This window comes from Neptuniibacter marinus, assembly GCF_965223595.1.
Taxonomy (GTDB): Bacteria; Pseudomonadota; Gammaproteobacteria; order Pseudomonadales; family Balneatricaceae; genus Neptuniibacter; species Neptuniibacter marinus.
In genome coordinates, this window is record NZ_OZ245004.1 from 2550663 (window position 1) to 2572459 (window position 21797).

Genomic DNA, 21797 nt, shown 5'->3' on the forward strand with positions numbered 1-21797 from the left:
GCCCGGTTAAAGGCGAAGAAGTGGACACTATAACGATGATAATTCTCCATACCAATTTTGGTGACATATCCTTAGAGCTTGATTACGAAAAAGCCCCAAAAACAGCAGAAAACTTTGAACAATATGTAACCGATGGTTTTTACGATGGTGTAATTTTTCACCGCGTAATTAACGGTTTTATGCTTCAAGGTGGTGGATTTGAACCTGGCATGGTTCAAAAAGTAACCCGCGAAACAATTGAAAATGAAGCCGATAACGGGCTTTCTAATTCAACAGGCACTGTTGCAATGGCGCGGACAATGGATCCACACAGCGCATCTGCACAATTCTTTATCAACGTATCAGACAATACGTTTCTTGATCACTCAGCTAAAACAACAGAAGGCTGGGGTTATACGGTCTTCGGTAAAGTTGTAGATGGGATGGATGTTGTTAACAAACTAAAAGCAGCAGCAACGACAATTCGCGCTGGCCATCAAGATGTCCCTGTAGAAGACATCATTATAGAATCAGCCGAACTCGTAGATGAAAACGCTGAGACTAAAGCAAAAGCAGAAAGCACCGAAGAGTAAGCATGTCTGTTTATTTTATCTCAGATATACATCTGAAGCCCGAACGCCCGGATCTCTCTCGGGCGTTTTCATATTTTTTATCACACATAGCCCAAGGCGCGGATGCACTCTACCTTTTAGGTGATATCTTTGATGCTTGGATCGGTGACGATGCTCCCGTGCCCGGCATTGAGCCTTTAGTTTCTCAACTAAAACAACTTAGCGATTCCGGCTCCAAAATTTACTTTCAGCATGGCAATCGTGACTTTTTAGTCGGCAAAGCATTTACTAATAGTATCGGCGCCGAGCTTTTGCCGGAGCAGATAGTTCACTCGCTACCTATTGGCAATGCGCTTATCCTTCATGGCGATCAACTCTGTACTGATGATCAAGAGTATATGCAGTTCCGCGCAATGGTGCGCAACCCCGCATGGCAACATGAGATCCTCAGCAAACCGATCGCGGAGCGCATCGCATTGGCTAAGCAACTGCGTGCCACAAGCAAAGAGCGCACTGCCGAAAAAGATGAGTACATTACCGATGTTAATGCAGATGAAGTCAATAAACAGCTCAATGAAGCCCATGTTAAGCTCATGATTCACGGGCATACCCATCGACCAGCTATACATAACCTAACAATAGAAGGTAATGAAGCGACAAGAATTGTCTTAGGCGATTGGGAAGCGTTGGGCTGGTATCTAAAAGTTGACCCTGATAAATACGATCTTATAAGCTTTAAGATTGCCGACGTTATCTAAACACAGGCCAACGAGCAGCGGTTGATTACTGACCTCATCATCCGCCAATCAAATGACTATATAAATAGCGATATAAGTAAATACATAAATAACTACATAAATAACTACATAAATAACTACATAAATAACTACATAAATAACTACATAAATAACTACATAAATAACTACATAAAAGTAGGCTTACCACTGTGAAAACGAAACTCATCGTCATCACTTTCAACTAAGTTCTGTTCCACCTCTCTAAAGACTTGAATGCGGTCCTCAATAGGCTCACCCGCATACTCTTCAGCTAAACCAAGATAATCTTGATAATGACGTCCTTCCGATTTAAGCAAAGAACGATAAAACTTAGCTAGCTCATCATCTAAATGCGGGGCAAGCTTGGCAAAACGCTCACAAGAACGCGCTTCAATAAAAGCCCCAACGATAAGTAAATCGATCAAATGCCCAGGCTCATACGTACGCACCTTTTTAAGCATACCTCCCGCATAACGAGCCGATGACATATGCTCATAAACAATACCGCGATCCTGCATAATCGCCAGAACCTGCTCAAAGTGGATCAACTCCTCTCGCGCCAAACGGGACATTTTATTAAGCAGATCAATACGGTCAACATAACGAAACATCAAACGCATTGCAGTAGAAGCCGCTTTTTTCTCACAGTGCGCATGGTCGATCAATAAAATATCCTGATTGGCCAGTGCCGCCTGAATCCATAAATCAGGAGTTTCACAAGCTAAAAATTCTTTGATCTCATCAAGAGCATCCATCTATATTGACTCACTACTATACAAACTAAAATGAGGGCGCATTATAGCGGCCCATGAATACTCATGCACCATTCAACCAACAGAGAAAAAGCTCAAATCATAAATAAATTGACTAAACTCAGTGTTCTTCACGTATAGGCTTAGCAAACAGGTAAAGAACAGCACTATAAAAACCAGCCTATTTTCTAGACTAAAAACCGACTCCTCCATACCCCCTCTTTCTCCTTTGTAATGCGCTAAAAACGCCACAGTTCCTCGCATCAACTTAGTAATAAACTTTTCAGATAAAAAAAACTAATCAAAAGCTCAATTTACTTGTAATTTTTCTTCGAAAAGTAATAAAAAAGACTGTATACTGACGCGCAATTTTAGGACCTCACATAGTCGAGTAAAGAGATGACAGACCTATCCAAGTACAGAAACATCGGTATTTTCGCGCACGTAGATGCGGGTAAAACCACTACAACAGAACGTATCCTAAAGCTTACGGGTAAAATCCATAAGCTAGGCGAAACTCATGAAGGCGAGTCAACTACTGACTTCATGGAGCAGGAAGCTGAGCGTGGTATTACTATTCAATCAGCGGCGATCACCACTTTCTGGAAAGATCACCGTATGAACGTAATCGATACTCCGGGACACGTTGACTTCACTGTTGAAGTATACCGTTCTCTAAAAGTACTTGATGGCGGCATCGGCGTATTCTGTGGTTCTGGTGGTGTTGAACCACAATCAGAAACTAACTGGCGTTATGCTGATGAATCCGGTGTTTCCCGTATCATCTTTGTTAACAAACTAGACCGCCTTGGTGCTGACTTCTTTAAAGTTGTTGACCAGATAGAGAACGTACTTGCGGCTAAACCACTTGTTATGACTCTACCTATCGGTCGTGAAGATGACTTCGTTGGTGTTGTTGATGTTCTAAGTAAGAAAGCTTACGTTTGGGATGACACAGGTCTTCCTGAAAACTTCAAAGTTGAAGACGTGCCTGCCGACATGGTGGATGACGTTGATATGTATCACGATCAACTTATCGAAACAGCGGTTGAGCAAGATGACGACCTAATGATGGCTTACATGGAAGGCGAAGTTCCTTCTACTGAAGAGATCAAACGTTGCATCCGTAAAGGTACACTTGAGCTAGCGTTCTTCCCTACTTACTGTGGTTCTGCATTTAAAAACAAAGGCATCCAACTAATCCTTGATGCCGTTGTTGACTACCTACCAGGACCTACAGAAGTTGTTCCACAGGATCTAACCGATGAACTAGGTGAGCCAACAGGTGAAGTAGCAACTGTATCTGTTGATGAGCCATTCCGTGCTCTTGCATTCAAAATCATGGATGACCGTTTCGGTGCCCTTACCTTTATCCGCATTTACTCCGGTAAATTGAAGAAAGGCGACACTATTCTTAACTCGTTCACAGGTAAAACTGAGCGTGTAGGTCGTATGTGTGAAATGGAAGCCGATGAGCGTAAAGAGCTTGATTCCGCTCAAGCGGGCGACATTATCGCTATCGTAGGTATGAAAAACGTACAAACAGGTCACACTCTTTGTGATCCTAAGCATGAATGTACGCTTGAAGCTATGGTATTCCCTGAGCCAGTAATCTCTATCGCTGTTGAGCCTAAAGATAAAGCAGGCGCAGAGAAAATGGGTATCGCCATTGGTAAAATGGTTGCAGAAGATCCAACATTCCTAGTACACACAGATGAAGACAGCGGCCAGACCATCCTACGTGGTATGGGCGAGCTTCACCTAGATATCAAAGTAGATATCCTTAAACGTACTTACGGCGTTGACCTAATTGTTGGTGAGCCACAAGTAGCTTACCGCGAAACAATCACTAAAGAGATTGAAGATTCTTATACCCATAAGAAACAGTCTGGTGGTTCTGGTCAGTTCGGTAAAATCGATTACCGTATCAAACCAGGTGAGCCAAATTCTGGCTTCACGTTTACTTCAACAGTTGTGGGCGGTAACGTACCTAAAGAATTCTTCCCAGCAGTGGAAAAAGGCTTTAGCAGCATGATGGAACAAGGTGTTCTAGCGGGCTTCCCAGTACTAGACGTTGAAGTAGAGCTTTTCGACGGTGGTTTCCACGCGGTTGACTCCTCTGCTGTAGCCTTCGAAATCGCTGCAAAAGGCGCATTCCGTCAGTCTATACCTAAAGCTGGCGCACAGCTTCTTGAACCTGTCATGAAAGTTGACGTGTTCACGCCAGAAGATCACGTAGGTGATGTAATCGGTGACCTTAACCGTCGTCGCGGCATGATCTCTGGTCAGGAAACTGCAGGTTCAGGCGTTCGTATTAAAGCTGACGTACCTCTATCTGAAATGTTCGGTTATATCGGACACTTACGTACAATGACATCCGGCCGTGGTCAGTTCTCTATGGAGTTCTCTCACTACAGCGCTTGCCCATCAAGTGTTGCTGAAGCTGTCATTGCTGACGTTAAAGAAAAGAACGCAGCTAAGTAATCTAATTACTTAACGCACAACAAAAAGCCCGATGAGAGATCATCGGGCTTTTTTATAACAATAGAAAAATCATCCCCTCCACAAAAAAAGGCCAGCATATCGACGCGTTACTATCACTTCGAACATGACATGTTAACGATCTAAACAGTTAACAACCTGACTCCGTAACAGGTACGCTAAACTTAATGACAATATCAGACCAAGATTTACCTTTATGCCATGCACGGCAAATACGTGAAAACTGCTTAAATGCATCAACGCCATTATAATCCAAAATATCCAAGGTATCTTCTGCCGACAATACACCATCAGGTCATTGGGACTCTATTTGTTTCACCATTCATAGTGACATCAAGACCCACAACACTAGCATCCAGCGCACCAATTTTAGCCATGACTTTGCCAGGATTTACAAAGTTATTAAATAAACCTGTCACTACATTATTATTACGAACAGACGCCATGCTCTCTGGCCACAAGCCACCTTGCCCATTGTTTAAATCACTAGACGTATCTAAAGACGTCGCATCAATATCAATTGCAGCATTCAATAATTTACCGCTTTCAGAAGAAAGCTCATACTTCGTAAACGTATTATTGGTCACAGCATATGACTTATCTTTTGCACCATAAGCCGTAAAACTAAATGCAAACTCATCTTTATTGGGGGTGTAATCACAACTTGCTTGCGCAGTTACACTCGTCAATACCGCAAAACTCAACACACCTAGCATTTTTATCATTAATTGTTCCTCCAACTTAAAACAATACTATAGCTTAAATGCAAATGATTATTATTTATAGAATAGTACGGTATTGCATAAGCCTTTGGTAGTAATTTTTTACCCTTAAATAAGCGCCATTACACACGAGAAAGCACCTTATTATACCCACGTAATTTCGACAGATACCCCCACTACTCTTCTTTATAATCCACTCTTCTTCGATAACGTGGATGCCTTTCTAGTGGAATTTATATTCACCCCTTAAAAGAAAAATTAAAACGGATGTACATCCACCTAAGATATTTAGTTACGCGTAATTCTTACGTACAATGCATCGGTCTGACCTGCTTTCAGCGGCATTACCACATGACAAAACGCATGCACCACAGAGATTGTTATGATAAGTATTAAAGAAAAGAATCGACTTAATAACTGAACATACAATAAAAAGCCCAATAAGCAATGAACCTATATGATAAAGTCACTGCGGCTTTTTAGATTTCATGCATCAAACAACATTAAAACTTAGAGTCATCTTATGAAATTTATTAACCTTGACGCCACAACCGCTTATAACAAAGCAATTAAATCCTGCGGCAAAGACACCAAGGTTATCGTCTGCGGTACCCAAGAAGATCTAACCTACATCGAAGACGCCATAGAATCCCGCCAGAACAGCCCAAAAGAGATCATCAAAGCCTCAACATTGATCAACCCCAATATCTGGCTAACAGAACAGCTCAATACACTAAAAGGCGAAATTGACCTCCCCGTAATTACCGGCACCTGGCAAGGCGAATCAAAAGAGAAGCAAAGCTTCAGCCTAGCCCAAGACATTATGACGGACGAGCCGATCAACGACTTAATCGGCGCAAAAATAAAGACAGACCGTAACTGGAAAATACCTGCTTACTTCAATTTTGGCGGCTGGAACCAATGCCCTACCCCAGAGATCCACTGCGCTATATGGAAACACTGGCAGCAAGCGTACGGCGCACAGATCGTTGCCGTCAGCAATGACCTGATCGAAGCCCATATTAGCAACCCACCCACAACCGAAGAAGACGCGATGGCACTCGCTTGGCAGCAATACGCTTACTGCAACGACATCGTAGACCAAGGCGTCGAAAGCGTCGCTAAACTCGCATCTATGCTAATCAACCACGACAGCTGGTATTTTTGGTGGGATTAATCCCTTCGTAGAGGCTCAGCTCTTTATGCTCGGAACGGATAACAAGCGAAAGAATTACGTGTAAAAATCCACAAAAAGCATCTGAATAAATTACGCACTTAACCCAATCAACACACAACCCCCTTCGGCCAGACACTCGTTCCGAGCATAAAGGCTGCTGGCCTCCTACATGCACGCCCAGTGTAGGAGCCTGCCCTGTGAGCGAAAGAATTACGTGTAAAAATCCACAAAAAGCACCTGAATAAATTACGCACTTAACCCGATAACACATAACCCTTCGGCCAGACACTCGTTCCGAGCATAAAGGCTGGCCTCCTACATGCACGTCCGGTGTAGGAGCTCACCCTGTGAGCGAAAGAATTACGTGCAGAAATCCGAAAAAGTACCTGAATAAATTACGCACTTAACCCGATCAACGCACAACCCTTCGGCCAGACACTCGTTCCGAGCATAAAGGCTGGCCTCCTACATGCACGCCCAGTGTAGGAGCCTGCCCTGTGAGCGAAAGAATTACGTGTAAAAATCCACAAAAGCACCTGAATAAATTTCACATCCTACCCAACAAAAATACAACCCTTCGGCCAGTACCCGTCGGACATAAAAGCAGGCCTCCCACACATATATCACGCCGCACCAATTTAGCGCACGAATAATTTAACCGTTCTTACGGCACGCACCAAAAAAATGCTCCATATGCCACGAAGCTCGCGAAAAATGGGCTCTTCCAGGGAGTTTCTCTTTTGAATTTATCACCATTCAATTCAATGGCATATTATTTGCTTTGGTATAATTAATTATATCTATTTACACTGTTTGAGGGTAGTCGCAGTCATGACTCAACTTAAAAGTAGTTCAATGGACCTCAGCCCGAAGGAGCGAAAGTGGCTTAACTGGTTTGGCAGCACAGGCAAGTTTGCGATGTATAAATCCTGCTTTCTAAACCGCCATACCTATTCATCAGTGGAACAAACCTTTGAAGGTATTGCTGCCACTCGAGTAAAAATTCTTAATCAGTGGGTAGAAAACCAATGGGATCAGCTCGCCTTTCTCGCTGAACACCTTGGCCCTAGCTTTGACAATATTGATCAGTCGTGGCTCAACCAACGTCTAGAAGCGAACCGTGATTTTTCTGAGCTGTTTGTTATCGACCTTCAAGGTACCGTCATCAGTTCGACCCATCACAATCATATAGGCGCATCCGACCTTGCCAACGCTGCATGGACTCAAGGCGTAAAAAAACAGTTTTTACATGGCCCTTACACCGATTCTCTCACCCTAGATATTGGTGCCTCAAGTTCTAACTTCCACGATGAAGTTACGCTGATGTTCTACCAACCCCTTGAGCAAAATGGTGAGCCTGTCGGGGCCATTTGTGGTCGCGTACCAAATGATGTTCTCGGTGACCTGATCCAACGGGAAGCAGGCCATATTTATCCTGAATCCGGTGATAACTATATTTTTATGGTCGATTCTCATTTCGACCGGAATATCGAGCCGGGTACAGCGTTATCGCGCTCTCGGTTTGAAGATAACACGTTCTCCCACGGCGAAAACTTAAAAAGTGGCATCCACACCGGCTGGGGTACAGTCAGTGTTCGACGCCATACCGAACTAGAGCTACGGTTTACCGATCCAGCCACCGGCCAACTCCATCCCGGCGTGCGCGAGACCATTCGTAACGGTGAAAATCTATTTATCACCTACCCAGGTTATTCTGATTATCGTCACATTCCGGTAATCGGCAAGGGAGTAACCTTTCAACTAAAAGGCTCCCCCGACCGCTGGGGTATGATGTGCGAAAGTGATTTAGAAGAGGTCTATCGTCGCCGCTCGATCAATCTAAGTTTAATGAAAGGCTTTGGCTTCACCGCCGCGGCGATTCTGGGCATTAACAGCGCCCTGCATACCTTCACTGAGCTACCGCAATATGCGATTGATGCCGTATCGCTACTACTGTTACTGGTTACTACCCTGCTGTTCCCTAAACTCAGCACCAACAAATTAGCATCCCGACTTGATGATATGACCAAGGTGATTCGCACCATTGCCGAAGGTGAAGGTAACCTGCGACAACGAATAGAAGCCCACCAACTGGTCGCCGATGAAACAGGTGATATGGCCCGTTGGATCAATAGTTTTATTGATAGCCTGGATGGTATTGTTGGCCAAGTCATTACCTCCAGTAGCGACGTTAAACAGACCAACCAAGCGATGCTCGATACTAATAAAGAGGCGTATCAAGTGTCGGCTGAGGTCAGCGATGCAATTCAGGAAATATTGGTACTGCTCGAAGAACAACTGACTGAAATTGGTCAAGCCTCTAACACCGCTGAATCCCTCAAAAAAGCAATGGATGCAGTAGTGTCAGAAGCCCGTCAACAATTTGAATCGGTACGCTCCGGAACGGAAGATATTCGCAACATCGTTGAAACATCGGCGAAACAGGTTACCTCTCTCAATAGCCGTACCGTTGAAGTTGGTAAGATCATTGGTGTTATTAGCGACATCACCAACCAAACCAATTTATTGGCTCTTAATGCCGCCATTGAAGCAGCCCGAGCAGGTGAACATGGCCGAGGCTTTTCCGTTGTTGCGGAAGAAGTTCGCGGCTTGGCCCATCGCACCGCCGATTCAGCGAATGAGATTCAGCAGATGATCGAAGGGATTCAGCAAGAAACTCAAAGCGCCGTGGACTTTATGGAATCCGGGGTTCAAGAGGTTGATCGTAATTTAAGAAAAACTGAACAAGCCTCGAATGAAAACACATCCTTACACAATCTTGTGGAACATATGTTTTTAGCCATCAAACAGCTAAATGATAACAGCCAGCGTCACGGTGATGCCGCCCGACGGGTAGGCGTCTCCGCAGAACAGATGAATGGTTCGATTAGCACGCTGCAAGAACGCTCCACCTCCGTGAAAAATACCGCCAACAAGCTCAATCAGTTGGTCAGTGTGTTCCAAGTCAGCGCATAACGCGCGCTCAAGCCCATTCGGCCAGACACCCTTGGCATAAAGTCTGGCCTCCTACATGCACGTCCGGTGTAGGAGCTCACCCTGTGAGCGAAAGAATTACGCAGCCATCCCACAAAAAATAATCCCATGTAGATACTCTGTTAATGCTCAAGCTTTTTTTCACTGAAATTGAATAATTTATCAGAATCAAAAGCTTCGCATTGACGGTAAACAGTCCATAATCCCGTTACGTACTTACGCATGATAGCTACAATTGCCTGCATCTTTGTTTTTCCCCGAGAAACTAGCTGCTCTCTAAATTCATGAACATTATCATCGTAACGAGACGCTGACAGTGCAGGCATATAGAGTGCCGATCTTAAGTATGCGTTCCCTGCTTTACTTATTCGTGCAGCACCTCGAACACTGGTTCCCGATTGATGAGTTCTTATATCCAGGCCGCAGTAACGGGTAACCTGCTTAGCTTTCATGTTTTTTGGCAGTACAACAAATTCTGCAAGAATGGCGATAGCGCTGCTTTGACCGACCCCTTTGGCCGCAATCATGCATTCAAAGACAAGAGCCAATTTCTCATCTTTTTGAATGATGTTGAGCGCCGCTATAGATAGGCGGTCAATGCGGCTCTCATAAAAAGAAACACTCTCTTCCAAGTCTTCAATCAGAATAGCGGGACTGTTTTTGGACTGAAGCGCATGCAGTCGATTCTTCGCTTTTACCTTATCTTTTGTTATACGGTTAATCTGGCGTCCAATATCTTTGAGCGCCATATACTCTGATTTTGGTGGGGCCCAAGGTTCTGGTTTCATAACCGCCGCATATTCTGCTAACAAGGCCGCATCAGCTGCGTCGGTTTTGGTTTGTGATAATTTCAACTCAGCAAAGCGCTTGCTACTCAGCGGATTAATCACAGCAACAGTGATACCTGCACTTACAAGATGGACAGCTAAATCTAAGTGATAGATTCCTGTTGCTTCCATCACAACAAGTATTACCTTGTTTTTCTTTAAAATTTTAGCAGCGCGCTCGAAGTCATCAGGGTGTTGCTTGAAAGCTTGTGCTTTACCAATAGAGTTTCCACTTTTAATGACTAGATCGAATGATCTTGCACTGATATCAATACCGGAAAACGTACTCACAAGCTGACTCCATAACGTTGAATTGCTAGAATGGCTTCTGGTTCCCCAACCTCGCACTTTATACTGGCTCAACCTTGTGATGCGAAGTCTAGTACTAGCTTCATGATACTCTTCGAACTAGTAAAGAGGTGGGGAGCCCCTCTACATACAAAGTCAGAATTAACCTGCTTCAAGGAGCGGGCGGCTTCCCCAGAAACGATTACCAATGATAAATAATCGTTGAGGTTAAACATACAAGGAGCCCACCCTGTGAGCGAATAAATTACACACTTAACCCAAGCAACACATAACCCTTCGGCCAAAGGTTGGCCTCCTACAGACAATCTCTCCCTGTAGGCGCGCCCGGAACGGGTGCCTAGACGAATTAGAGTGCGAGCGAAGCACTACCTTTCTAAGCTGCCTGTGAGCAGTGAAACTCTTTAATCAGATAGAGCTTGAATTCAACAGAGATCTAGCTGGCAAACTCAAAGACAATATCTTTTTGCGCGAAGGTGCCACCATAACGGCCTCGCCTGGAAACCAGCCCTTTAGCATTGGTCGATTCGATCCACTGCTTGAGTGCTAGGGTGAAGCTATTAAGTCCAGCCTCTTTTTTAAACCCATCGAATTCGACGGGTTTAAAGTCAGGATTATTCAGCTACTCCCAAATCCCAAAAAATTCAATGATGCTCCGTTACAAAGCCCGTTTCTAAGTTACCTATCATAGTCGATACTTATAATTTCTTGAGTTCCCGCCATTGCTTTTTTATCCTATAATTATGTTCTGCCTAGCAGCCTATAGCACTCCGAGGTGCGACCAAAGAGCTGCTGGCCGGTGGCACGGCGGAGCGAGCCACCATCTACTTACTGCTCGGGGTCATCCTTTTTGCGATACAAAAACCCCCTTCACGTTATCACTCCAGATAAGCATTCCACTCAGTCCCGGTTTTTATCCATTGTTTCGGGGTTAAGGTAAAGCTGTTAAGACCCGCCTCTCTTTTAAAGTCCTCGAATTCGAGGACCTTAAAAACCAAATTATTAAGCTGTTCCCAAATCCCAAAAAATTCAATGATGCTCTGTTACAAAGCCCGTTTCTAAGTTGCCTGTGCGGCAGTGAACTCGAGGCTGGGATATTGTCGCTTCAACCAATCTTTCTAAGCTGCCTGTGCGGCAGTGAACCTAGTACGTTTACTTTTGTTGCTGGGTTACTATTTCTAAGCTGCCTGTGCGGCAGTGAACGCACTCAACTTGAATTTAATTTATTTAAAGACTTTCTAAGCTGCCTGTGCGGCAGTGAACGGCTTCCCCCTGTACTTACGGGGAACACATCGCCAATGGTCACCCCCCCAAGCAAATAGGCGGTTCATCCCCGTGCTTACGGGGAACACTATATCATTAATAATTTCCTGGGCTTCTGTATTCGTCATGCCCTGAGCCGCCATCTTGCATGTCAGGGTTTATCGAGGCTATATACTCGTTTCGCTCTTCTGCATGCTTGGCATAAAGATACTCATCAAGCTGGGTTTGAGTTATTCCGAATCCCGCCATTTTTTTAGCAAGCGGTTCAACAAAGGTTTCACGCATTTGGCGCAAATCGTTCTCTGCTTTGCCGTGGAATAACTCTTCAGCCAAATAAGCATCAGCGGCTTCATCAATCTCTTGCCCGGCTTCTCTAATATTCTTCTGCAGATCTTTCAGTACTTTAAATTTGTCGGCTATCTTCCGAATACCGGCGCTTACTAAGGTTTCATCAGGAATGGCAAAGCCGGACTCTACGGGGCCGGAATCTCGACTAAACATTGGCTGTTCGCCATCTGTGTTTTTATTGGGTGAGTTGAAGTTTTCAATATCTTCGGCTAATCTGTTTACGGCCCTCGCAGAGCGGGTTGAAGTCAGGTTAATGCCATCGGCATTAGCAGATGCGGCAACCCATTGAGCTGCGGGGGTTTCTTTATTCAACTCCAGCGCTTCAGCAAGCTCCTCTCCCAATTGCTCAGCCATGTCAGAAAATATCATAGACATTTCTTCTTGCTCACTCACTCGCATAAAGTGCGGCTTATCTGCGTCCGGAGCTTGCTCCCTAGTAGATTCTGTAATTCGTTTCAGTAAATACTGAAGGTCTGAATCCGATAACTGCTCAAGCTTCATTAGCTTGTTCTTGCGAAGCCAGTTACGAATAGCCCCCATAAATTCCTGAACTGCCCGAAGGATGAGCTTCGGTAATCCGTCATGAGCTTTCCGCTGATTCATGTGAGCAAGGAATTCATCAACCAAGAATCTAGCCCTGTCAGCAGATGAGATTTCACCTTTTGCCAGAAGATCTTCAGCCGTTTTTATATACGGCTCAAGGGCATCACCGAGACCGGCCTCTTTAGCCCGCCCCCTTAACCCCTTAATTCCTCCCAGCTTCATCCAAAGCTTACGGTATGCATTATGCATCTCTTTACCAAACAGCATACGCCCGCCATAATGAGCAGCTTCATGCAGGATCGCTTCTTCAATATCAGTTTCGTTCTGCATACGATCAGCAATGATATGGATAGCCTTGTTATGATAAACCGCTTTAATCTGACCTTCCGCGCCGTCCGCCGCTATTTGGGCTTTGAGACTACTAGGGAGAAGATTCTCAGATTCGACAACGGAGAATTTGACACCCCGGATTCTGAGTCTGACAGCAATGAGAGTCGTAGCCCGTTCCACAGCGTCCATAGTAAGAGCGGCGCTAGATACCTTGTTGACCCTAGTGCTGCCGGTAGAATCAGAAGCTTTCCGGGAGAAGAGAGCGACACCTGAGTCCGTTTCTTTTGTTTGAATGGTATCAAAGAGAGCTTGGTAAGCTTTATTGATGCCGCTCATCTCTATCTCGGTCGGATAAGGGTACGACCCACCATCCTCAAGTCCTAGCGACTCAGAAGCATCCCAATACTCTTTGCTTACAATGTTAGCTAAGTAGTCATTCGATATGTCTTGCTCTTTCAGTTTGCTAATAACAAAACTTTCAAAGGAGCGAGCAGACATTTCAACATTTGTCGCCCAGTACGCCTTGCTCTTGGTCTTATCCAGTTCAGCCGCACGAGATGGAAGATCAGACATATTAACTGCCTTCATTACATCTTTAAATGCTGCTAATACTTCAGGGCGTACAGACTTGTCTTGTAGCTCATAAGGGCGATCAGTCGTATATCCCAGCTTGTCTTTGCGCATACGGCTAAAATAGTTATCCAATGAGTGCCACCACTCATGCGCTAACGATCCGGGGCAGCCTTCTTGGTTAGGTTAATAACGATGCTGCCAGGTTCATAATGCGCAGCGGCTGAGTCCTTCCCTCCTTTGCCTCGCGCACCAAACGCCAAGCCGAGCTCGCCATTCAAAGACAGTGCTTTAGGTGGGATTTCCAGTATCTCGGCAAGATCAATAAGACCATCATAAGCCTCATTCAAATCCTGCTGGCGCTTGCTGTTCTCTACCCAATTACCAAATTCTACACCACGAAAACCAAACGCATCAGCAAACTGCTCAGAGGTTACGTTACCTTCTCTTCGCTCAGGCCCCTCGCGGCGAGCGTTCACAGAGCGGCGCATAGATGGGGTTTTCTTGATCTCTGCCAGCTTAGTTTCTAGCTCTTCACGGTTCTCGCCAAGATAGGCGCGCGCTTCTTTTGGTGAGTCAAAACCGCTTTTGATCTGAAGTACACCCGATGCGCCTTTCCAGCCGATAAATACTTTGCCGGTACGCCTGCTTGAGTAAATACCAATAGCACTCTTTCTACCTGCAGACTTACCTTTTTCAGCAGACTCTAGCTTATTCATTAGCTCAACATACTGAGCCTGCACATCTTCAAGTGATTTGGATGCCGTCCGGTAATCAGTGCGCCCCCCTTTCTCGATGAAGTACATATCAGTAGGCTTACCTAACCTTTCTCCATTAAATATACTGAAGTTGCCGGAAGCGATTTTGTATTTAGATGCCTCTTTATATAAAGCAGGATTTACTTTTGCTAAAGCTGGCGCTGTCTCCGCAAGGGATAATAGATCACCGCCACCCTTACGAATCATCATCTGCCTGCGCATGTCTTCAACAGGAATAGTTCCGTCTATCAAATCGCGAGCAAAGCTCTTAACGGAATCAACCTTAGCTGCCCACGAAGATACTTTATATTTAACCCGAGGCTTGTTTGGAATATAGCTACGCATCAGCGCAATCATCGCAAGCGCTTGAGGATCAGCGCCTTCCTCTGCAAGCTTGGCGTAGTTAGGCTCAGGGAATGATTTGCTTAACGGTACGGTCTTAGAGTCGATCTCATCAGATAGGGACTCACGGAAACTAGACCACACATCTTTACGAGCTCCGCCGATCTTCTCGCCGAAGTCATCTATTTTGTTTTCAGGCTCTATAGTTGATACGGGATCTTTATTCACGCTTGAATCAGGTTCTTCCGGTTTGGTTGTATCTGCCGATTGATCTTTGCTTAATTCTTGATCTATACTATTTATGGGTTCCGCAACCACATCAGGACGGGATAGTGTAGGCTTGATGTGCGTAGGGCTGGATTTGTCATATCCCTTTCCAGTTTCACCGGAACTCAAATCCTCATTATTTTCCCAGCCAGTAAGCAGCCACGCATTTTGATCAGCAGTTTTTGATAACACTGCCGTGTGAACTCCATCAGTAATTCTCATATTCTCTGAGTTACTTTGCTTCACTCGGCCTGATATCTCCCCCGTCACAACGACCCTTGCTATTTCTGCTGCAATATTATTAGCTTGCGCTTCACTTAGGTTATCTTTCCGCATACGAGCTTCGATAATGTGGGCTATTCCTTTGGCTCCCTTTCGTTTGCCAGTCTTTGTTAGCGCCCCTCCTTCTGAACCCCAGATAAAATCTACATCGCCTATGTCTTCGCGATGAACAGCAGCAGGAATGTCGCTATGAGTATTGATAACGGTTTTCATTGCTTCGACAGCTTTAGTTACATTATTAGACTTCAGCTGAACAGCAAACCCATTAGGCACTTTGACAACCTTGGCGCCTTTGTTGTTACGAAACGCCTGATTGAATGTCGCGCCGTTTTCGGTTTTGTATGGAGAGCCGTTAGGTCTAAATACCAATCCTTCTGCAATTTTTGGCTGTAGGCGGTAAGGCTTGGTTGTATCTCCTTTAAGCCACTGCTTAAAATCGGCTTCAGGTACGGCGGTAATTTCACCCGCGCCTTGCCAATTCTCTTCATAGTTGGCAAGGTATCCAGCTTTGGCCTCATCGAGAGAGTTAAAGCCTATCATTACCTTATGTTCATCAAATGCGCCCGTCTTAGGATCTATCTGATCAACAATGAACAACTGGTTGGATTCTGGATTGTCACCAATGAACACATCAATATCATCACCGTCTGCGCCCTTGTAGCCCTTAATATCTCCGTAATGATGGGCCATTGTTGAAGTCCATTTTTTACCGGACTCGTCCGTGCCAGATCGAGTTCCCCCTTTGCGGTTTTCAATGGCAATATTTAGACCGGCGATTTTAATGCGACCCTTCTTATAGTTATCCGCTTCTATCTGGGCCTCTGTTGGTGCCTCTGCCGTTTCTAGCGCTGCTTGATCTATCTGTTCAATTGTTGGTTTGCGGATTGCTGCAGGGTTATCAGCGCGCTGCTGGTCTATGATTTGCTCTTGCGATACCGATGACTGATTAGGAAGCGCTAAGCCGTTTGGTGCTTGGCGCGTTGTGATGTTTTCACCAACGCCGTCATAAATAGAATCCGCAGGTATGGATTCTGGAGGCGTGTGTTCGCGGCCTAAGTTTATCTGGCCGGTGCCGGTTCATCCCCGTGCTTACGGGGAACACAACAAAATAAAGCCAGCCCAGCAATGAGCTGGCGGTTCATCCCCGTGCTTACGGGGAACACTACAAAGTTGAATTCATGGAACATAGCCAGCACGGTTCATCCCCGTGCTTACGGGGAACACGCACAACCTCTTTCGTTATTGTTTCGCGTTTCGCGGTTCATCCCCGTGCTTACGGGGAACACTTTATAATCGCCCGAACCGGACGGTTGCGCAGCGGTTCATCCCCGTGCTTACGGGGAACACTGTCCACCCACGCCAACGCCGATAAATGGGACCGGTTCATCCCCGTGCTTACGGGGAACACCCAGCCAACCCAGTCATTAAAGACAGCTAACCCGGTTCATCCCCGTGCTTACGGGGAACACATTACATGACAGCACAGGAATTCTGGGAACTGCGGTTCATCCCCGTGCTTACGGGGAACACTTATTCAAACGCTAGGAACAATCAATCGGTTCCGGTTCATCCCCGTGCTTACGGGGAACACACAAAGAAAAAGATTTACAGCAAATGCGTAATCGGTTCATCCCCGTGCTTACGGGGAACACATCCCCCCCGCGCGACGCAAACGAATATCCGCCGGTTCATCCCCGTGCTTACGGGGAACACCTGCGCAGCTTGCGGCCACTGTCGTATTCTATCGGTTCATCCCCGTGCTTACGGGGAACACCGGCGTAAACTGTTGAACCGGAATGGTTTTCTCGGTTCATCCCCGTGCTTACGGGGAACACATTAGTTCTATGCTCGTAAACATATGTTCCAACGGTTCATCCCCGTGCTTACGGGGAACACTATTCTAACTTGATGCCTAGTTAGTACTATTTCGGTTCATCCCCGTGCTTACGGGGAACACATAAACCGCCGGAGTATCACCTACCTAGACCACGGTTCATCCCCGTGCTTACGGGGAACACGACTATATGGAGCAGCGCTCATTCAGCGAGGCCGGTTCATCCCCGTGCTTACGGGGAACACGCTTAACGGTAAGGGAATGGCCCAGCCGGTAACGGTTCATCCCCGTGCTTACGGGGAACACGAAACTGGAAACCTATATTTTGAAGCTGACCCCGGTTCATCCCCGTGCTTACGGGGAACACACTATATAAGTATTACACCAAGGGCGAGCCAGCGGTTCATCCCCGTGCTTACGGGGAACACCTAACGGCGGCGAAGTCTGAAGTCGTGTATATCGGTTCATCCCCGTGCTTACGGGGAACACACGGGTTTGGTTTAATGCTACTAGGTAATATACGGTTCATCCCCGTGCTTACGGGGAACACTTTTTGCAGGCTTTTTTTTAGGCTGGGTTCTGCGGTTCATCCCCGTGCTTACGGGGAACACACAACATGTTAAATATAAAGCACCTCTCAACGCGGTTCATCCCCGTGCTTACGGGGAACACCCATGGGGTTAATTGTACGTGCATACAAAGGCCGGTTCATCCCCGTGCTTACGGGGAACACACCGGAAAATGCATCCCGCGTTTTGGGACCTGCGGTTCATCCCCGTGCTTACGGGGAACACCAAATTGGCCTCGCACGTTGGCACCGGCAGCGCGGTTCATCCCCGTGCTTACGGGGAACACAGCATGATAATCTTCTTCAGGCTCACGAATGACGGTTCATCCCCGTGCTTACGGGGAACACTTTTACGCGAATGATAATCTTCTTCTGGTTCTCGGTTCATCCCCGTGCTTACGGGGAACACGCAACATGTTAAATATAAAGCACCTCTCAATGCGGTTCATCCCCGTGCTTACGGGGAACACTTGCGGCTTATCCAATACCGATTATTTATAAGCGGTTCATCCCCGTGCTTACGGGGAACACTTTAACCCTTTGGCTCGCTTAGCATCTTCAAACGGTTCATCCCCGTGCTTACGGGGAACACTAAAAATATTTAGTAGTCATTTCGTTAATCTCCGGTTCATCCCCGTGCTTACGGGGAACACACCTTGTGAATGTCTATGATTAAGGCCGATGTCGGTTCATCCCCGTGCTTACGGGGAACACTAAAGCGCGGTCTAATTAGAAATAAAAACGCCCGGTTCATCCCCGTGCTTACGGGGAACACAATTCTAAATACTCCTGCGGATCAAGCGGAAGCGGTTCATCCCCGTGCTTACGGGGAACACTTTATTCAATACATCATGAGACTGTTTCCAATCGGTTCATCCCCGTGCTTACGGGGAACACTTATTCGGAAGTATTCGGACATAAAAAAAGCACGGTTCATCCCCGTGCTTACGGGGAACACGCGGACCAAGCAACGAATAACCACTTTTATCTCGGTTCATCCCCGTGCTTACGGGGAACACTTTCGCGCGATCATAAAAGCAACAGGAAAGTGCGGTTCATCCCCGTGCTTACGGGGAACACGATTCAGTACGCATGAAGCTAGCCGCTGAGGACGGTTCATCCCCGTGCTTACGGGGAACACTTTTTGTGTTTAAACGCTGTAAGTAAGCGTTGCGGTTCATCCCCGTGCTTACGGGGAACACCCCCGCGCGATAAATGCACTGCTATAAGTGCGCGGTTCATCCCCGTGCTTACGGGGAACACCAAATACAAAACCAAGAGGAGCGCATTGTTGCCGGTTCATCCCCGTGCTTACGGGGAACACGCATGCTCACGGACTCTAACGCCGTAAAAGTGCGGTTCATCCCCGTGCTTACGGGGAACACACTGTAACCTAAACTCCGTGGGTTGGTCAATGCGGTTCATCCCCGTGCTTACGGGGAACACGCAAACCGCGAACACAGCTTTATGAGCAAAGTCGGTTCATCCCCGTGCTTACGGGGAACACCTGCCATGGTCACTATTAGGGGTGACGCTCTGCGGTTCATCCCCGTGCTTACGGGGAACACGATCAAGTAATGCTGGCGGGCCTTTCTGTTCGGGGTTCATCCCCGTGCTTACGGGGAACACGCATCAATACGGTAGGGTTACTATTTGATTTGCGGTTCATCCCCGTGCTTACGGGGAACACTGATTTGGAGGGTATTGAGTCCAAGCGGCTGACGGTTCATCCCCGTGCTTACGGGGAACACTAATTTGATTCAAGTTGTAGGAGCGTTGTAAACGGTTCATCCCCGTGCTTACGGGGAACACCCACACAACATGATCTCCCTCAAGGCGCACAGCGGTTCATCCCCGTGCTTACGGGGAACACCACCCCTCTCTCAAACAATGAAGTGGAGTTGCCGGTTCATCCCCGTGCTTACGGGGAACACTGCTGGCGGATTGTTTCGAGGAGGGGGGAATACGGTTCATCCCCGTGCTTACGGGGAACACTGATTAGCAAGCCGTGGGAAGTTGGAGCTGAGCGGTTCATCCCCGTGCTTACGGGGAACACTAGATGGTGTGTGTTTTGTTTAGTCATCATTTCGGTTCATCCCCGTGCTTACGGGGAACACTTGTACAGGGTAGGTTTCGGTTGTGTCTTGTACGGTTCATCCCCGTGCTTACGGGGAACACGAGGCTCAAAAATCTGCTGTTGGATAGGAAACAGGTTCATCCCCGTGCTTACGGGGAACACTGATCCGTCACGCATTTCAAGGTTGCGAAGCTCGGTTCATCCCCGTGCTTACGGGGAACACGGTAGCGGGGCTTAACGATGATTGTTTTAGAACGGTTCATCCCCGTGCTTACGGGGAACACCTACTTGTTAGTCCGTTTGGCTAAAATAACGGCGGTTCATCCCCGTGCTTACGGGGAACACCTTTCCGCAGCTTCTGCATTTATAGCCGTCTACGGTTCATCCCCGTGCTTACGGGGAACACAATTTAAACCTCAAACCCCCATAAAAAATCAGCGGTTCATCCCCGTGCTTACGGGGAACACCCAGAAGATAATGGAGAGGTTGCACGTTTAATCGGTTCATCCCCGTGCTTACGGGGAACACGAACAAGGAAATAAACGTCCCAGCCTAATTTTCGGTTCATCCCCGTGCTTACGGGGAACACTTCTAAAATATCAGAATCAGAGGAAAAGCTATCGGTTCATCCCCGTGCTTACGGGGAACACTTAACTAAAGCATATTTAGTCGGGCTATATTCCGGTTCATCCCCGTGCTTACGGGGAACACTGATATACACATTGATAAAATCATTTCCGAATCGGTTCATCCCCGTGCTTACGGGGAACACACAATCCTAATGATTCGCAAGGCGTTTTTTGTCGGTTCATCCCCGTGCTTACGGGGAACACGGTCGCCGTTGCTGCGGCTAATAGTTGCGTGGCGGTTCATCCCCGTGCTTACGGGGAACACTATATCGTTTTATATTTTCCAAGCCTCTTGTTCGGTTCATCCCCGTGCTTACGGGGAACACTCTGTATTGTTGAAGCAGACCCGAAAAGATAGCGGTTCATCCCCGTGCTTACGGGGAACACCTCAACACGGAAGGAACCAAAAAACAAATCAACGGTTCATCCCCGTGCTTACGGGGAACACCTCGATCTGGGCCTGGATGTTCTGCTGGATTTCGGTTCATCCCCGTGCTTACGGGGAACACGCCACTAGGGCGGTCTTAAAGTCTTACTCTTACGGTTCATCCCCGTGCTTACGGGGAACACCATAATATCCAAACCCGTTCTATTGTCTGATTCGGTTCATCCCCGTGCTTACGGGGAACACATTGCACGTCAATGTCGAAGGCGAAGATTCCGCGGTTCATCCCCGTGCTTACGGGGAACACCTAGACGCAGGATCGGTTGGACTCAAACAGAACGGTTCATCCCCGTGCTTACGGGGAACACAAACTATATCTATACTGCATACCAGATAATCCCGGTTCATCCCCGTGCTTACGGGGAACACTCTTAAATAACAAAGGTGATAAATAATGAACACGGTTCATCCCCGTGCTTACGGGGAACACGGGTTCAAAGTGGAACCTGAACACCCCGAAGGCGGTTCATCCCCGTGCTTACGGGGAACACCGATAATAGCCCTCCCTACCTAAACAAACCCGCGGTTCATCCCCGTGCTTACGGGGAACACTCTAAATATACATAATTGTTTTATAAAGAGAAAATAACTATGAAAAATTCTACCAACTTTTTAAAGAGCGAATATTTTATGTGCTTGGTTTTTCGGGTGTAAATTTGACAAGCCGTAAGCCGTCTATGTCAATCGGCATTCTTTTATTCTTTCCATAGGTAATAAAATCAAAACCAGATTCTGTATTGGTCGCCCATGCCATTACAACATTTCCATCTTCCGCCAACTCATTCACCTGAAACCAAATCATTTCACGCACACGTCTAGAGACATCACCAACATACACTCCAGCACGAACTTCTAATAGCCAAACAGCCAATCGCCCCCTTAAACGTGGAGGAACTGTTTCAGTAACAACCATACACATGCTCATTAACAATCC

Annotated in this window: 12 protein-coding genes and 1 CRISPR repeat array; of the genes, 5 read left to right on the plus strand and 7 right to left on the minus strand. The window is 46.5% G+C overall.

What is annotated here, in order from left to right; genetic code table 11:
• Nucleotides 1–35: 35 nt before the first annotated feature.
• Nucleotides 36–572 carry a peptidylprolyl isomerase gene (locus ACOQOE_RS12125; RefSeq protein ID WP_420555479.1) on the plus strand — a complete coding sequence of 179 codons (537 nt, stop codon included), beginning with the start codon at nucleotides 36–38 and terminating at the stop codon, nucleotides 570–572.
• Nucleotides 573–574: 2 nt separating this feature from the next.
• A complete protein-coding gene (locus ACOQOE_RS12130; protein WP_420554118.1) occupies nucleotides 575–1309 on the plus strand; it encodes a UDP-2,3-diacylglucosamine diphosphatase in 735 nt (244 codons plus the stop codon).
• Nucleotides 1310–1473: 164 nt separating this feature from the next.
• Here ACOQOE_RS12130 and ACOQOE_RS12135 read toward each other — a convergent pair whose 3' ends face one another.
• On the minus strand, nucleotides 1474–2082 hold the full coding sequence (locus ACOQOE_RS12135; RefSeq protein ID WP_067869484.1) for a tRNA-(ms[2]io[6]A)-hydroxylase: 609 nt from the start codon (nucleotides 2080–2082) through the stop codon (nucleotides 1474–1476).
• 396 nt (nucleotides 2083–2478) lie between these two features.
• Here ACOQOE_RS12135 and fusA point away from each other — a divergent pair, with 396 nt between their 5' ends.
• Nucleotides 2479–4563 (plus strand): elongation factor G, encoded by a 2085-nt coding sequence (fusA, locus tag ACOQOE_RS12140; RefSeq protein WP_067869481.1) that lies wholly within the window; start codon nucleotides 2479–2481, stop codon nucleotides 4561–4563.
• Nucleotides 4564–4711: 148 nt separating this feature from the next.
• Here the strand turns inward: fusA and ACOQOE_RS12145 are convergent, their stop codons facing one another.
• Nucleotides 4712–4864, minus strand: coding sequence for a hypothetical protein (locus ACOQOE_RS12145; RefSeq protein WP_420554119.1), 153 nt, complete (start codon nucleotides 4862–4864; stop codon nucleotides 4712–4714).
• A gap of 7 nt (nucleotides 4865–4871) precedes the next feature.
• On the minus strand, nucleotides 4872–5306 hold the full coding sequence (locus ACOQOE_RS12150; protein WP_420554120.1) for a hypothetical protein: 435 nt from the start codon (nucleotides 5304–5306) through the stop codon (nucleotides 4872–4874).
• 520 nt (nucleotides 5307–5826) lie between these two features.
• Between ACOQOE_RS12150 and ACOQOE_RS12155 the strand changes: the two genes are divergently transcribed.
• Both ACOQOE_RS12155 and ACOQOE_RS12160 read left to right on the plus strand, forming a co-directional pair.
• A complete protein-coding gene (locus ACOQOE_RS12155; protein WP_067869474.1) occupies nucleotides 5827–6480 on the plus strand; it encodes a DUF4253 domain-containing protein in 654 nt (217 codons plus the stop codon).
• Nucleotides 6481–7311: 831 nt separating this feature from the next.
• Nucleotides 7312–9456 (plus strand): methyl-accepting chemotaxis protein, encoded by a 2145-nt coding sequence (locus tag ACOQOE_RS12160; protein WP_420554121.1) that lies wholly within the window; start codon nucleotides 7312–7314, stop codon nucleotides 9454–9456.
• 140 nt (nucleotides 9457–9596) lie between these two features.
• Here the strand turns inward: ACOQOE_RS12160 and ACOQOE_RS12165 are convergent, their stop codons facing one another.
• From ACOQOE_RS12165 to cas2e, 4 genes are all read right to left on the minus strand, one after another.
• Complete coding sequence (locus ACOQOE_RS12165) at nucleotides 9597–10592, minus strand: IS110 family transposase (protein WP_420553827.1); 996 nt, start codon at nucleotides 10590–10592, stop codon at nucleotides 9597–9599.
• A gap of 1374 nt (nucleotides 10593–11966) precedes the next feature.
• Nucleotides 11967–13796 carry an LPD1 domain-containing protein gene (locus tag ACOQOE_RS12170; RefSeq protein ID WP_420554122.1) on the minus strand — a complete coding sequence of 610 codons (1830 nt, stop codon included), beginning with the start codon at nucleotides 13794–13796 and terminating at the stop codon, nucleotides 11967–11969.
• 20 nt (nucleotides 13797–13816) lie between these two features.
• A complete protein-coding gene (locus tag ACOQOE_RS12175) occupies nucleotides 13817–16372 on the minus strand; it encodes an LPD5 domain-containing protein (protein ID WP_420555480.1) in 2556 nt (851 codons plus the stop codon).
• Between the two features lie 11 nt (nucleotides 16373–16383).
• Nucleotides 16384–21415: direct repeats of the CRISPR family, unit length 29 nt; unit sequence CGGTTCATCCCCGTGCTTACGGGGAACAC.
• A gap of 76 nt (nucleotides 21416–21491) precedes the next feature.
• Complete coding sequence (gene cas2e / locus ACOQOE_RS12180; RefSeq protein WP_420554123.1) at nucleotides 21492–21788, minus strand: type I-E CRISPR-associated endoribonuclease Cas2e; 297 nt, start codon at nucleotides 21786–21788, stop codon at nucleotides 21492–21494.
• Nucleotides 21789–21797 lie beyond the last annotated feature (9 nt).